This window comes from Nocardia sp., assembly GCF_025465275.1.
Lineage (GTDB): Bacteria > Actinomycetota > Actinomycetes > Mycobacteriales > Mycobacteriaceae > Nocardia.
Window position 1 is genome coordinate 1 of sequence record NZ_JAODNK010000107.1, and the last position, 15,403, is coordinate 15,403.

The 15,403-nt window shown below is 68.2% G+C and carries 8 protein-coding genes and 1 tRNA gene; 3 read left to right on the forward strand and 6 right to left on the reverse strand.

The annotated features are described in order from the left end of the window. Positions 1 to 199: 199 nt before the first annotated feature. Positions 200 to 9,535: a type I polyketide synthase gene (locus JWN03_RS24660; protein WP_297619580.1), complete on the reverse strand. Its 9,336-nt coding sequence runs from the start codon at positions 9,533 to 9,535 to the stop codon at positions 200 to 202. A gap of 389 nt (positions 9,536 to 9,924) precedes the next feature. Here JWN03_RS24660 and JWN03_RS24665 point away from each other — a divergent pair. After that, a tRNA-Leu gene (locus tag JWN03_RS24665) sits at positions 9,925 to 10,006 on the forward strand. Positions 10,007 to 10,110: 104 nt separating this feature from the next. Here JWN03_RS24665 and JWN03_RS24670 read toward each other — a convergent pair. After that, positions 10,111 to 10,722, reverse strand: coding sequence for an isochorismatase family cysteine hydrolase (locus tag JWN03_RS24670; protein WP_297619582.1), 612 nt, complete (start codon positions 10,720 to 10,722; stop codon positions 10,111 to 10,113). Positions 10,723 to 10,854: 132 nt separating this feature from the next. Further along, positions 10,855 to 11,976, reverse strand: a complete 1,122-nt coding sequence (locus JWN03_RS24675; RefSeq protein WP_297619584.1) for an alkene reductase — start codon at positions 11,974 to 11,976, stop codon at positions 10,855 to 10,857. A 65-nt stretch (positions 11,977 to 12,041) separates the two neighbouring features. Between JWN03_RS24675 and JWN03_RS24680 the strand changes: the two genes are divergently transcribed. Continuing rightward, complete coding sequence (locus JWN03_RS24680; protein ID WP_297619587.1) at positions 12,042 to 12,413, forward strand: MerR family transcriptional regulator; 372 nt, start codon at positions 12,042 to 12,044, stop codon at positions 12,411 to 12,413. A gap of 40 nt (positions 12,414 to 12,453) precedes the next feature. Here the strand turns inward: JWN03_RS24680 and JWN03_RS24685 are convergent, their stop codons facing one another. The 3 genes from JWN03_RS24685 to JWN03_RS24695 are packed head-to-tail and all read right to left on the reverse strand — an operon-like array spanning position 12,454 to position 14,465. Continuing rightward, complete coding sequence (locus JWN03_RS24685) at positions 12,454 to 12,711, reverse strand: HPr family phosphocarrier protein (protein ID WP_297619590.1); 258 nt, start codon at positions 12,709 to 12,711, stop codon at positions 12,454 to 12,456. Positions 12,712 to 12,750: 39 nt separating this feature from the next. Beyond that, positions 12,751 to 13,701, reverse strand: coding sequence for a 1-phosphofructokinase family hexose kinase (locus tag JWN03_RS24690; RefSeq protein ID WP_297619593.1), 951 nt, complete (start codon positions 13,699 to 13,701; stop codon positions 12,751 to 12,753). Then, positions 13,698 to 14,465 (reverse strand): DeoR/GlpR family DNA-binding transcription regulator, encoded by a 768-nt coding sequence (locus tag JWN03_RS24695; protein WP_297619596.1) that lies wholly within the window; start codon positions 14,463 to 14,465, stop codon positions 13,698 to 13,700. The genes JWN03_RS24690 and JWN03_RS24695 overlap by 4 nt, the downstream gene beginning before the upstream one ends. Before the next feature lie 145 nt (positions 14,466 to 14,610). Here JWN03_RS24695 and JWN03_RS24700 point away from each other — a divergent pair. Next, the coding region (locus JWN03_RS24700; protein WP_297619598.1) for a PEP-utilizing enzyme at positions 14,611 to 15,403 on the forward strand (793 nt) is incomplete at its 3' end.

The window sequence follows — 15,403 nt, forward strand, 5'->3', positions numbered from 1 at the left end:
TTCCAATTGTTCGGCGAACTCGGAGATGCACACCAAGTCCAGCCCGATACCAAGGATTGTCACTTTCTGGGACTCCTCGATTCTTTCTGTGAGTGCAGCCGATTGGGCTGCAACGTACCAGCGGAGCCTACGCATCGCAGGCTCCGCTGGTCATGAGTTCAGTTGCGCCGCAGGTCGTGCGGCGCAGAACCGTCCGTTTTTACGAGCAGGCGGGTCCGGGCGGAACCGCGACATACGTTGCGTCCGTGCCCAGTCGAGCCTTGGCCGACAGCAGCATGTCCGCTTCCAGCTGACGCGACTTCTTGGCCGGGGTGCCGTCGCCGCCGAGACGCCGATCGGCCGGGCGCTCGTACAGCGGGGCGCCGCCGCACATGGCCTCGGTGAGGCGCTGACGTCCGTCGAGCTGACGCTCCTGCGCGCGACGCTGGTACTCCTCCCGCTTCTCCGGATCCAGGGCCGCGATGAACGCCTGCGGATGCACGATCGCCACCAGGCCCGACACGTGCCCGAAGCCGAGCGAGGTGACCAAACCGGCCTTGAGCGGGAAGCGCTCTCCCAGGTCCATGGCCTCGCGGACCCACACCAGGTGTGGGTACGCCTGCATCTTCTCGTCCACGCAGTCGAGGCTGCGGTTGGGCGGGATGACGCCCTGCTCCAGTACCTGGCACAGGCCGATCATCTGGAAGGCCGCCGCGCCGCCCTTCGCATGACCGGTGAGGGTCTTCTGCGAAATCACGAACAGCGGAGCGCCTTCCGAGCGGCCGATGGCGTTCGCCAGCCGCTCGTGCAGCTCGGACTCGTTGGGATCGTTTGCGGCCGTGGAGGTGTCGTGCTTGGAGATCACCGCGACCTCGTCCGGCGTCACACCCAGCTTGCGAAGTTCCTTGGCCAGCTGCGACTCCGGGCCGCCGCGACCGGCGCCCAGCGCACCCAAGCCGGGGGCCGGGATGGAGGTGTGCACACCGTCCGCGAAGGACTGGGCGAAGGCGACCACACCGAGCACCGGCAGGCCCATCTCCAGGGCGACACTGCCGCGAGCGAGCAATACCGTTCCGCCACCCATGGATTCGACGAAGCCGCCGCGACGGCGATCGTTGGCCCGGGAGAAGTAGCGGTCGCTGATGCCCTTGGCGGTCATGACGGCCGAATCGGCGGTGGCGGACATATCGCCGAAGCCGACAATGCCCTCGATGCCGAGATCGTCGAAGCCACCGGCGACCACCAGATCGGCCTTGCCGAGCCGGATCTTGTCCGCGCCCTCCTCGACGGAGACCGCCGCGGTCGCACAGGCGGCGACCGGGTGGATCATGCCGCCGTAGCTACCCACGTAGCTCTGAACCACGTGCGCCAGAGCGACGTTCGGCAGCGCCTCCTGCAGGATGTCGTTGGCGCGCGGCTCACCGAGCAGATTGTCGATGTACAGCGAGCGCATGGAGGACATGCCGCCCATACCGGTGCCCTGGGTATTGGCGACCATGGCCGGGTGCACCCACTGCATGAGCTCCGCCGGGCTGAAGCCCGAGCTGAGGAACGCGTCCACGGTGCAGACGATGTTCCACAGCGCCACGCGGTCGACCGAACCGGCCATATCGGCGGAGATGCCGAAGCGGGTCGGATCCCAGCCGGTGGGGATCTGGCCGCCGACGAAGCGCGACAGCTTGGCCTTGCGCGGCACCCGAATCTCCGTGCCCGCCTTGCGCGTCACCTGCCAGTCGCCCGAACCCTCGACCGGCGTGATGACGGTCTGGTCCGGATTGGCGGCGAAGAAGGAGCGGGCCTCGGACTCGCTGTTCACCACGAAGGTGAGGTCCTTGTCGATGAACACCGAGGTGAGCAGCGGCGCGGCATTGTCGACCATGGCGCCGTCGTCGGCGTACCTGCGCACGCCGCAGCGCTCCACCACGGTGTCGTGGTAGCGCTCGGCCAGCTCGGATTCGTCGACGTAGTCACCGGATTCGGTGTCGTACCAGCCGGCCTTGGGCTCGTTCTCCCAGGTGACCAGGCCGGTGGTCCAGGCCAGCTCCAAAACGCCCGCGGCGGAGAGCTGGTCGGAGACCTCCATCTCGAAGCGAGTGCGCGCCGAACCGTAGGGGCCGAGCTCGCCGGCGCCGACGATGACGACCATATCGTCGAGATCGGCTGTCACCGAACCCCATTCGGGGGTCGGCAACTTGGAGCTCAGGGTCGGCGGGGCAGGCAGCGCCGCGATGGTGACGGGGCCTTCCTCGGTATCCGCTTCCGCCGCAGCGCCTTCCAAGCTCTCCTTGGCCAGCGCCGACAGATCCAGCTTGGCGCGCGCCAGGCCACCGGTCAGATCGATCTGCTGCGGTCCACCGGCGGTGACGACGCGAGCCCGCGAGGTGCACCACTTGAGCAGCTCATCGGCCATCTGCTCGGTGGACCAGGTGTGTACCCCGGCCTTCTCGACCGCGGCGACCAGCGGATCGTTATGGCCCATGAGCCCGGTGCCGCGCACCCAGCCGATGAGCGCGTGCACCAGGGTGACCCGGTCGGCCCAGGACTTCTCGGCGCGCCACTTGGCGACCACGGCGTCGAGGGCGGCCTTGGATTCGCCGTACGCTCCGTCACCGCCGAAGAGACCGCGGTTGGGCGAACCCGGCAGCACCACATGCAGTTTCGCGTCCACATTGTGGTCCGCGCCGAGCTGGGACAGACCACCGATGAGGCGCTCCACCGACCACAGCAGGACCCGCATCTCCATTTCGGCGCGGGCGCCGGCATCGGCCAGGTCACCGGCCACCCGAGGGGCGGCGAACGGCAGCAGCAGCGTCGGAGTCATCGCCTCCTTGACGAGAATCTTCGCGCCACCGGCATTGTCGACCTGCTCGTTACCGACCCAGTCCATCAGGGCGTCGATATCGGTGTAGGAGGCCATATTCGCCGGGACCACCCACAGGGCGGCGCCGTTGCGGGCGTTCTCACGGTAGAGCTTCTTGTAGAAGCCGACCCGGTTGTCGTCCAGCTTGGAGGTGGTAACGATGACCGTCGCGCCACCGGCCAGCAGGCGTCCGGCGGCGGCGGCCGCGATGGAACCCTTGCTCGCACCGGTGATTACGGCAATATCGTCGGACCAGACACCCGGATCCTCGCTCGTCAGCGCGGCCTCGGCGATGCGGCCGTACACACCGGCCAGCACCGAGCGGGCTTCGCTCTTGGCGCGGTCGCGCCACCAGTTGGCCTGCACCGCAACGGCTTCCCCGGCACCGGCGAAACCGGTGACAGCGAGCTCGGCGGCGTGTGTATCGTCGCCCAGCCACAGCCGGGCCAGATCCTCACGCGCACTTGCCCACCGGTCGTCGATGAGCAGCGCCTTGCGGGCATCGAAGGCGGGCGCGACCAGACGCGGCCAGTCGGTGCCCAGCTCCGCGGAGACCAGATCGACGAGGGTGTCGCCTGCGGCTTCCGGCGCGGACAGCTGCTCGGCCAGGCCGAGCTGCTCGAGCACCACGCGGGCGGCGGTGGCGAGGACGCCGTCGCGGCCGGTGATCTGCTCGGTGAATTCGCCCAGCGCGGCGGCATCGACGGTCGCTCCCCCGCCGCCACCGGCGGACGGTATGGAGACCGCGATGCCACGGCGTGCGGCCACGGCCTGCACGGCGACATCGATGGCATTGTCCACGGCGGCACCGTCGTTCAGGCCACCGGTGACGAGTCCGCCCATATCCCCGCCGCGCACACTGGCGCCTTCGCGGGTGCCGAGCGAGACCTCGGCGGTCACATGGCTGGCCCAGCCGTCGCCGAGCTCCCAGACCTTCTTGACACGTTCGGCAATGGCGGCGGGCCGCTTACCGGACGGGCCGAAGACCTTGCGCAGGTGATCGCCGATCGCATCGGACAGCACCGAGCCGAACGGCTTGTAGGTGCGCGCCAGGCGGTCGACCGTATTGGCCAGCGCGCCCATATCGGCATCGGCCGCACCGTCGATGGCGCCGAGCGACAGCTCCGCACCGAGGTCGACGAGCAGCTGGTTACGACGCGAGGAGACGCCGTCGCACAGGCCCTCGATGGTGTCCACCGGGCCGATCTGGTCCAGGCGCAGCTTGGTCCACAGCGCGATGAGCACGCGGGTGGCGTCGGCGGCGACAAAGGCGATGTCGTCGGGACGCGGGCCACCGGTGGAGACCGGGGCCGCGACCGGTGTGGCAGCGGGAGCGCTTGCGGCAGCGGCGGTCTCGGCCGGAGTGTCCTCCGGCTCGTCCACCTGTGCCGGATCGGTGTCGGTGGAGTAGACGATCGCGGCTTCACGCTCGATATTGAGCACCTCGACCGTGGCATTCGAGAAGGCCGGCAGCTTCAGCGTATTGGAGGCCAGGTTGGCGACGGTCGGCGTGGCGGCCAGGCCGACCTCGACGAACCGCTCCACACCCAGGCCACCGTGCTCGGCATCGGTGAACAGCAGATCCTGGGTCTCGATCCAGCGCACCGGGCTGGCGAACTGCCAGGCCAGCAGCTCGACGAGCACCACACGGCACAGTTCGACCGGCTTAGCGGCCCACTCGTCCCAGTCGGCGAGCACCTCGGCGAGCGGCTCGGACGGCACGTAATCGGCGATCTCCTGGATGAATTCGCGCTCCAGGTTGAACGGCCGCGGCACCAGGTTCGGAATGTAGCGTCCGACAAGGAGTTCCGGGTGCAGGTCGGCGGGCAGCAGGCCCTCCAGCTTGATCCGGAACTCCGGCACACCGGCGCGCAGCACGGTGGAGTGGAACGGCACATCGATGCCCGGGATGACGACAAACGCGCGCTTGCCACCGGTTTCCGCACGCAGACGCTCGATTTCGACCTCGAGGGCGTCGAGTCCGGCGACGGTGCCCGCGATGGCGTACTGCGAACCGCGCAGGTTGAGGTTCACCACCTCCAGGAATTCACCGGACTGCTCACCGATGCGATTCACGAAGTCGACGACCTCGTGATCGGCCACACCGATCTGCGACGGGCGGATGGCGGCCAGACGATAGTCGCTGAGGCCCTGCGCATTACGCGGCACCAGCTCGTGCATGGCGGAACCGCGCTGGAACACCACCTCGAGGACGGCGTGCAGCGGCAGCACTCCGGCGACGGCCGAGAGCGCGTTGTACTCACCGACCGAGTGCCCGACCATCATGGCGCCCTCAATGAAGGCACCCGCCTCCCGCAGCTCCGCGACCTGCGCGACGCCGAGGGTGGCCATGGCGACCTGGGTGAACTGGGTCAGGTGCAGTACACCCTGCGGGTGCCGGTATTCGACGCCCCGGGCCTTGAGATAGGTCGGGTTGTCGCGCACCACAGCGAGAATCGAGAAGCCGAGGGCAGCGCGGGTGTGCTTGTCGGCGGCGTCCCAGACCTCCTTGGCGGCCTTGGAGCGAGTGCGCGCGTCCAGACCCATGCCCTTGGTCTGAATTCCCTGCCCGGGGAAGGCGTACACGGTCTTCGGCGCGGCGACCCGGCCGGTGGCGGTCATGACCAGATCGCCCTCGATGCGGCAGGAGACCTCGATGATCTCACTGCCCTGATCCACGGCGACCCGCTCCACGCGCACATCGATCTGCGCGCCGGGGCGCACCATGCCGAGGAAGCGGGTGGTCCAGGAGGTGAGGGTGCGCGGCGGCACCTTATCGCTCAGGTCGATGGCCGACACCGCGTGCTGTGCGGCGGCCGAGAGCCACATGCCGTGCACGATCGGGCTGCCCAGTCCGGCCAGCTTGGCGGCGGCCTCGCTGGTGTGGATCGGGTTGTGATCGCCGGAGACCTGCGCGAAGGCGGCCATGGCGCGCGGGGCGGTGAGGGTGACATCGCGACGGCGGCGACGCGGGGTGTCGCTCGCCTGGTCCGACAGCACGCCACCGGCGCGCGGCGGATCGGTCAGTTCGGCGGCGCCGATGCGGCCGCGAATGGCGAAGCGCTCGGTCAGGGTGGCGACGGTCGGCATGGACATGCCGGTCTCCGGCTTGTCGAGCATGCCGGAGATGCGCACGCGCACCTCGACGACGCGGCCCATATCGGTGTCGACGGTCTCGCCGGCTTCGGCCCGCACCGCGAGAACGCTTGCGGCGGCAGGCAGGTGGCCGTTGAGCTGGATCTGGTGATCCAGGTGCACCAGGTCGAGCATGCCCTCGATGACGCTCTTGTCATCGGCGGTCCGGGTGGCACCGAGCACCGCGAAGACGGCGGGCCAGCAGGCGCCCACGAGGACATCGGGAACGGTGCGGCCCAGGGTGCTGAGGCGCTCCGGCATACCGGAACCGGTGACACCGGCGTGATCGGCGATCAGGTCCGGGCTCCACGCCACATTGAAGTGCGCGACCTTGATGCCGTCGACGGTCTTCACCTCGGGCAGCGACTGCCCGGCGGCGACGGCCAGCAGCGCCGACATGGCGGTCTGGGCATCGTCCTCGGTAATGACCGGCGCGCCACCGTTGTACACGGTGACCGGGACGGTGAGGCGAATCTGCACGGCATCGCGGCCCAGCAGCGGGACCGTCAATTCCACGTAGGCGCTGTCGGATTCGGGTCCGGTGGCGAGGCGCAGCGTGGCGCCGGTCGGCGCATGGCTCGCGCCCTGCTCGTCGACGGCCCACTCGTGCAGGTCGCCGAGGCGGTGGATCGGATTGACGGTGGTGCGGCCGGACCACTGCACATCCGGTGCGGCGAGCACGATATCGATGGCGCCGGCGGTGACGGCGGCACGGCGGCGGCCGTCCACGGCGGCCGGGACGACGCCCTCGCGCACCAGCGAGTACGCGGTGTCCTGCTCGAAACGGTCCAGGAGTTCACCGACCGGCTCGTCCACGCGGGTGATGCCGGCGACGGCGACGGTGCCCGGAATGACGCAGACCTGATCGGCGGTGTAGCGCGGATCATGTGCCTGCCACAGCGAATCCGAGCGCCACCAGCGGCGCACATCGCCGTCCACGACGGGCACGAAGTTGACCGGCTTGCCCGGGGTCTTGCACAGGCTCACGAAGAACGGGACATCCGCCGGGTGCAGTACCGCACCGGCGACGGCCGGGTACTGCTCCTTCAGCGTGCAGATGGCCTTGACCGGAGTCTCGAAGTCGGCATCGTCGGCGAAGAGGGTTTCGATCTCGCCGCGGTCGGCCGGATTGAGGCGGGATTCGGTGCGGCGCACCATCTCCGCGAACCGGCTGCGCCAGGTGATGTCCAGCCAGACCGAGGCGGTGGCATCGGCGATGGCGGAGGCGAAGTCGCCGCCGCAGTCGAAATCCTTGCGGCGATCCAGGCCGACGGCCAGCTCGACGTAGCGCTCCAGCCACTCCAGGTAGGTCATGGTGGCGATATCGCCGAAGTACGGCTTGGCGGTGCCGTCGAGCGCCTCGATGATCTCGGCGCGACGCTCGGCGACCGCATCGGCATCGCCGGCGACCTCGTCGAGCAGGCGGCCGGTACGCGAGGCCGCATTGTCGATCTCGTGGATGTCCGCGCCCAATTGGCTACGGCCGGAGGCCATTCCGCCGGTCGCGGTGCCCGCGGCGACCCAGTGCGGGGTGCCGGGGGTGTCGACGAGCAGCTGCTTGACCTCGGGGGTGGTGGTGGCCTCGAGGGTCGCCATGGCGGCGGTGCCGACCAGTACGCCGTCCAGCGGCATGACCGGGTAGCCGTAGCTCTGCGACCAAGTGCCGGTGAGGTATTCGGTGGCACGCTCGGGGGTGCCGATGCCGCCGCCGACGCAGACGACCACATTCGCGCGGGTGCGCAGCGCGGCGTAGGTCTCGAGCAGCAGGTCGTCGAGGTCTTCCCAGGAGTGGTGACCACCGGCGCGGCCGCCCTCGATATGCATGATGACCGCGTAATCCGGTGCGGCATCCGCGATTCGGAGCACGGCGCGGATCTGAGCGACGGTGCCGGGCTTGAAGGCGACATGGGTGATGCCGACCTCGGTCAGCTCCTCGATGAGGGCGACGGCCTCGTCCAGCTCCGGAATACCGGCGGTGACGATGACACCGTCGAACGGCGCTCCGGCGGTACGGGCCTTCTGCACCAGGCGCTTTCCGCCCAGCTGCAGCTTCCACAGGTACGGATCCAGGAACAGCGAGTTGAACTGCACGGTGCGACCCGGGTGCAGCAGCGTCTCCAGCTCCTGCACACGATCGGCGAAGATCTGCTCGGTGACCTGACCGCCACCGGCCAGCTCGGCCCAGTGGCCCGCATTGGCCGCGGCCGCAACGATTTTCGCGTCGACGGTGGTGGGGGTCATGCCGGCCAGCAGGATCGGCGAGCGACCGGTGAGCTTGGTGAACGCGGTCTCGACCACAATGCGGCCGTTGGGCAGGCGCACCGGCTTCGGCGCGAACTCGGCCCACGCGGGGGCCACATCGGGGGCCGCGCCGGGGGTGAACAGGCTGCGCTGGCCCGGGCGGGTGGAGGCGGCCAGGACGCCGACGCCGGTGCCCTTCAGCGAGCCGGAGGTGAGGCGGGTGAGCAGATCACCGGGGCCCAGATCCAGAATCCACTGCGCGCCAACGACTGTGTCTGTTCCGTGAACGGTGTCGTCGATAATGGCGACCCAGTCGATCGGATCGACCAGTACTTCCTGGGTGAGGGCGGCGGCCAGCTCGGCATCGACACCACACTGTCCGGCCCAGCCGCGCACCATTTCCACGGTGTCGGCAAGCGCCGGGTGATGGAAGGCGACCTCGACCGGAATGTCCTCGAAAACGGGTGCGAAGACCGAACCGCCACGCTTCTTGGCGTCGCGCTCCTTCGACTGCTCCTCGTGGATCTCGGCGCTGCGCTGCCGGACTCGATCCAGCTGCGCCACCGGGCCGCTGAGCACCGCGCGCCGGCGACCATTGCGAATGGAGAGCACCGCGGCCTTGTCGGCGTCCACGCCGCGCGAGACCTCGTCGACAACGGCCCGCAACTGCTCGGGATCGACATTCGAGACCGCGACCATGGGCGAGCGCTCACCGAGCGGCATCAGCCCGCGACGACGTGCCACCAGTCCGGCTGCGGCCCCGATCAACTGGGCGATGGCCAGCAACTCGGCATCGCGCTGCCCGTGGGCTTCGGCGGCCGTGGCGGCAATGCGCCCCTGCGAGTGTCCGACGACGGCAGCCGGAGCGTGCTCGACGATGTCCAGGCCCTGTAGGCGCAGCGCCCGCAGCGCGGCAACCTGAGTGAGGAACACACCCGGCATGGAGACCGCGGCGGAACGCAACACCTGCGCGGAGGGCGCCGCCGACACCTCCCCCTCGTCCGGGTCGGCGAGTTCTTCTTCGAGCATCCAGCCGATCGGATCGAAACCCACCGGGCGCACCACGAGCAGCTGGGCGGCAACCGGTGCGAGCTTCTCCGCGGCCTCATTGACCAGCGCGGTCAGTTCGGGCTCGAGCGCACTGTCCCGGCCGATCTCCTCGAGCTCGGTGAGCCACTGGGCACCCTGTCCGCCGAACGCCAGCGCATAGGGCGCACCCCCCAGCAACCGGTCCAGCAGCGACGACCTGACTCCACTATCCCGGCTCTTCTTCGCCAGCTCGGCCTTCGACCCGGTTCCGGTGCTCTCGTTGATCGTCAAGACTTCGACTTCCTTCTCCTGGCGTCCCCGTCCCCACAGGACTGGGCCGCGCTCACGGTGCGCAGGTGTTCCTCCGGCCAACTGGCCCTGGTAGATGGCGAGGATTCCACAAAATCATGAGGATCTCCTCATGTTTGGTTACCGCCAACTGACCTACCCTCGAGTATTTCTGGACGGCCGTACCAGAACGACTAGAAACATGATCATCCCTCATGTTTGAAGTCGCTGGTGAGGGTGGTTACATCGGTGCAGGAAATGTGAGGCTTCCTCATATTGCCCTTTATCGAATCGTTATAATCCCTGGTAGGGTTACCGACCAGTACGCCACACCCACCCGATGCTTCGCGATCCTCGTTTCGCCCGGTAAAGTTTGGACGGTCGTACCGTTAGCGCGAGTGGCGAAATTGGCATACGCGCCAGATTTAGGTTCTGGTGTCCACGGACGTGCGGGTTCAAGTCCCGCCTCGCGCACTACACCCCGAGCCGGAACCAACGTTCCGCGAGCCTGCCGAATCCCGCAGCGCCGAACGGCATTTCACATCTGAGCAACCACCCAGCGACCTCATCGATCCCTGTCAATGCGTGGGCATTTCGCCCTTTCTGAGGAGATCGACAGCATCGCCGGCGGTGATCACGCCATAACGCTGGAGATAAGCCATGGCATCGAGCGCGGCAGCGTGAGCTGGGCCGGAAGAGCCATAGACCGCATCCTCGACCACACGGAAGTGATAGTCGTGCTGGTGTGCGTCCACTGCCGTGTAGTGCACGCACACATCGGTGAGCCCGCCGGTCAGGATGAGGGTGCGTGCCTGGTATCCGCGCAGGATGATGTCGAGGTCGGTGCCGAAGAAGGCCGAGTACCGGCGTTTGCGGACCTCGTATTCGGTGGGGAGCGGGCCGAACCCGGGCACATAGTCGGCTCCGGGCGTGCCTTCGACGGTGTGCAGGTCTTCCACCCCATCCACTTCGCGGCCGAGGTCGGTTTTGCTGGGATGGTGCAGCTCTCGGATGAATACGACCGGAACGCGGTACTCGCGGGCGGTGTCGATCAGCGATCGGATGGCGGTGATCTCCGGGGCCGCACTGCCCTCCGGGCCACGAGCCGGTGCGAAATCATTCTGCACATCGATGCAGATGAGAACGAGATCAGCGGTGGCCGGAGCGGCATCGACACTGTTTTCTGTCATACGAAAGATATTTGAGCCGTGTTGTGGCGCTGCAATTTCAGCCCTGTTACCGACACCTGGTCTGGGTAAACATCGAAGACGCCGGCCCTCGCTCCGAGAAACGGTCGGCTCGGCCGGTCGGCTGCGCAGAAATCACCCGGTGACTGCGATCGCGGCGTCCGCGAGGGTTGGATAGTCGGTGTAGCCCTCGGTCCCACCGACATACATGAGGTGCGTCTCGCGGATCTGGTTGAGCGGGGCGCCGATGCGGAGCCGGTCGATCAGGTCTGGGTTGGCAAGAAAGGAGCGGCCGAGGGAGACCAGGTCAGCGCCCGCGTCGAGGAGGTGTTCCGCCGCTTGCCTGCCGCCGTCGGCGGGCAGCGGCACACCCCAGCCCAGGTTCGGGTTCGCGATCAGGACGCTGGGCCAGATTTCCCGGATCCGGTGGAAGAGCCGCTGCTGCGGATCGGCGAAGACGACGTGCAGGTAGGCGAGACCCTTATCGGCGAGAGCGGCTACGAGTGCCGGGTAGAGCGCGTCGGTGTCTCCCTCCTCGATGCCATTGACGCGGTTCGCGGGAGAGATGCGCACACCCACCCGCTCGGGGCCGATAGCTTCGGCGACGGCCGCGACCACCTCGACGGTGAAGCGGATGCGGTTGGCGAGAGAGCCGCCGTAGGCGTCGGTGCGCTGGTTGGTGTTCTGCGCCAGGAACTGGTGCAGCAGATAGCCGTTCGCGCCATGCACCTCGACGCCCTCGAAGCCCGCCTCGATGGCATTGCGGGCGGCGGCAGCGAAATCGGCGATGGTGTCCTGGATTTCGTCGACGGTGAGTTCACGGGGGCTGACCGCGTCTTGGTGCCCGGAGGGGGTGTGGACAGTACCGGGGAGCGCGATCGGCGACGGGGCGACCGGGGTCAGCCCGCTGTTGTCCGGGTGGCCGACACGACCACCATGCTGCAGCTGCAGGAACATCCGGCCCCCGCGGGCGCGGACCGCGTCGGTGACATTGCGCCAGCCTGCGACGTGCGCCCCGTTGTAGATGGCGGGGATGTTGGCATAGGTCTGGCCGACCCGGTTCGGGGTAGCGGCTTCGGCGATGATCAGCCCGGCGGTGGCGCGCTGGGCATAGTAGGTGGCCATGATCGGTTGCGGGACACCGTCATCGGCGGCCCGGTTGCGCGACATCGGCGCCATCACCAGGCGGTGTGGCAGCGTCAGCGTGCCGAATCGAGCGGGTTCGAAAAGGGCTGTGGTTGCTGCTGTGCTCGTCATGTCGATAGGGTAAAACCTCACATCAGTGTCAGATTCAAGTCCTGATTCGAAATGGGAGGTGGCGGATGCGAATCGGAGAACTGGCCGGGCGCACCGGAGTCAGCGAACGGTCACTGCGCTACTACGAGGAGCAGGGCGTGCTCCGGTCCGAGCGCACACCGGGCGGGCACCGCGACTACGGCGACTGGGCCGTGGATCGCGTCATCCACATCCAGGAACTCTTCGCGGCAGGCCTGTCCAGCAAGAAGATTGCCCAGCTCCTCCCGTGCATGCGCGATGCGGACGGCGGCGCGAACGAATTCGCCACGCCCGAACTGGTCGAGGAACTCGAAACCGAACGCGATCGAATCAACCGAACCATCAACGACCTGATCCGCTCCCGTGATGTGCTGGACGAAGTTATCGGCCGAGCCGCGGAGCGATTCGCGACCTCGTGAACCGGGTTTGTGTATTCAAGTCCCCCGGCGGATTCGCCGGTCAGGCGTCGAGGTCGGCGGCGACCAGTTCGGCGATCTTGTCGAGGGTGGGCTGGTCGTCGCTGGCGATGGTGACCAAGGTGCCCTTGGCAGCGCCCAGGGTCATGATCATGAGGGCGGAGCCTGCATCCACCGGCTCACCACCGGGCACGGCGAGGGTGACGGGAATGCCTGCGGCCTGGACGGTTTCGGCGATGATATTGGCCGGGCGGGCGTGCAGGCCGACTGTGGAACCGACCTCGACGGTAATGCTGGGCATGGTTTTCGACTCCTTGTGCGGGACGGGTGATTCCGTCCTTCAGTGGTGCGGCTGGAAGTCCAGGGCCGTGACGATCACAGCGCTCGGATCGGTGTGGTGCGGGCCGGGCAGACCGGTGCCGGGGAGGGCGGCGGCGGCACTGCCGTAGGCAACGGCGCGGCGCAGGCGGTCCGCCGGTGCGGCGGCGTCCAAGTCCGCGAGGAGGTAACCGGCGAGGGCGGAATCGCCCGCACCGACGGTGCTGCGTGCGGTGATCGCGGGTGCGGCGGCGTGCCAGGCCCCGGCTGCGGTGACCAGGACGGCGCCGGCCGCGCCCAGCGTGGCCAGCACCGCGTCCACACCGCGCGCCACCAGCGCACCGGCGGCACGTGCGGCGGCCGTCGGATCGTGCAGTTCGGCGAGATCGGCCCCGGTGAGCTGGGCCAGTTCCTCGGCATTGGGTTTGAGCAATTGCGGTGCGGCGGAATCGAAGTGCGCGGCCAGCGCCAGCAGCGGCGCATCGGAGGTATCCACGGCGACCCGCGTCCCGCGCAGTCGCCGCAGCAGTTCGACATACCAGTCGACCGGCACCAGCGGCGGTAGCGAACCGGACAGCACCACCCACGAAGCAGCGGGCGCGAGTCCTATAAGCCTGTCGGCCAAGGTATTTCGCTCGACCTCGGTCAGCGGGGTGCCCGGCTCGTTGATTTTTGTCGTGGTGCCGTCGGCCTCGGTGAGAGTGAGGTTGGTGCGGGCCGGCCCACCGCACGGCACCGCACGGAAGTCGAGTCCCGTCACGCTCAGCACCCGTAGCAGCGGGTCGCCGTCACTGCCGGGCAGGACGGCGATGGTGGCGGCATTCGCCGCCGCGACCACACGAGAGACGTTCACGCCCTTGCCACCCGGATACGAGGTGGCCGCTCGGGCCCGCTGCAGATCACCGCGGCGCAGCGGCCCCGCCAGTGCCACGGTGTGGTCGATACTCGGATTCGCGGTGAGCGTGACGATCATGCGATGACCACCTCGATGCCGTACCCGGACAGTTCATTTCGCACCGAAGGCAGCAGTTCGTCATCACTGACCAGCACATCGATGTCATCGATGGGCGCGAAGCGCATCAGATCCTCGCGCCCGACCTTGGTCGAATCGGCGACCACGACCACCCGGTGCGCACTGGCCACCATGGCGCGCTTGACCGCCGCCTCATCCGGATCGGGCGTGGACAGCCCGTGCCCGACAGTGAGCGCATTGGCGCCGATGAATGCCACATCCACCCGCAGATCGCCGAGCGCACGCAGGGTCTCCGCCCCGACCGCCGCTTGCGTGACCCCGCGGACCCGGCCGCCGAGCAGATGCAGCCGGACGCTCGCGTAACCGCAGAGCCGCATGGCAATGGGAACACAGTTGGTGACCGCGACGAGTTCACGATCGGCGGGCAGTTGGGCCGCGATACGCGCCGTCGTGGTGCCCGCGTCCAGGAGGATGCTGCCCCCGGTGGGCGGCAGGAAGGCCAGCGCGGCCTTGGCGATCCGGTCCTTCTCGGCCGCCCGGCTGTGTTCGCGCTCAGTGGTGCCGAGCTCGATGGTGGTGAGCGCGGCGGCCGGCATGGCCCCACCGTGTACTCGGCGGACCAGGCTCATGCGGTCCAGTGCGGCCAGATCGCGGCGCACGGTTTCGGTGGTCACGTCGAACTGTTCCGAGAGTTCGGTGACCGATACGCGACCGCGTTGCGCGACCAGTGCGGCGATGGCCTCCTGCCGCTCCTCCGCGTACATCCGAGCCTCCGCATCCGTTGTTGGTTAATGTTGTTTTATGCCCGAACATGTTGCTTTGTCAAGTCCTACGAGTAGCCTAGGTCACAGCGATCGGGCTGTTGACACGGCTCGCGCGGGCTCGAAAATGGCGTGGAGAAGAGGGATCATGGCGCGATCATTGCAGGAAACAGCCGGTTCGACGGTGTTGCACGGCACACCGGCGGTACCCGGAGTGGTCGCAGCGCCCGCTATTCGGCCGGTACCTCGAGCACGCAGGGAGAACGGACAGAAAACACTTCCGGAGTCCGAACGGGCAGCGCAGGCCGAGGCCCTGCGGCGGGCCGCGAGCACCGTCGCCGATCGTTTGAGACTGCGTGCGCGGGCGGCCACCGGTGCGGCCGCGGAGGTACTGGCCGCGAATTCCGCCATGGCTACCGATCGCGGTTGGCTGGGCGCGGCAGAGCAACTGATCGCCGCCGGCACACCCGCGGCCGGGGCGGCGGAAGCCGCGACCGAACAGTTCGCGTCCATGTTCACCAAGCTGGGCGGCCTGATGGCGGAACGGGTTACGGATCTGCGCGACGTCTGCGACCGCGTGGTGGCCGAGCTGCTGGGTGCGCCCGAACCCGGAATTCCCACTCCGGCGGGGCCCGCCATTCTGCTGGCCACCGACCTCGCGCCCGCGGATACCGCCGGGCTCGACCCGAATCTGATTGTCGGACTGGCCATGTCGCTGGGCGGGCCGACCGGCCACACGGCGATCATCGCCCGCCAATTGGGCATTCCCTGCGTGGTCGCGGTCGACGGCCTCGACGACGTGCCCGCCGGGACGGACATTCTGGTGGATGGCGGGGAGGGCCGGGTCGTCATACGCCCGGAGTCCGATGCCGTCGCCGCGGCCGTTGCCGGGTATCGCGTCTCGGCCGAGCGCGCCGCGCGCTGGTCCGGTCCCGGCGCCA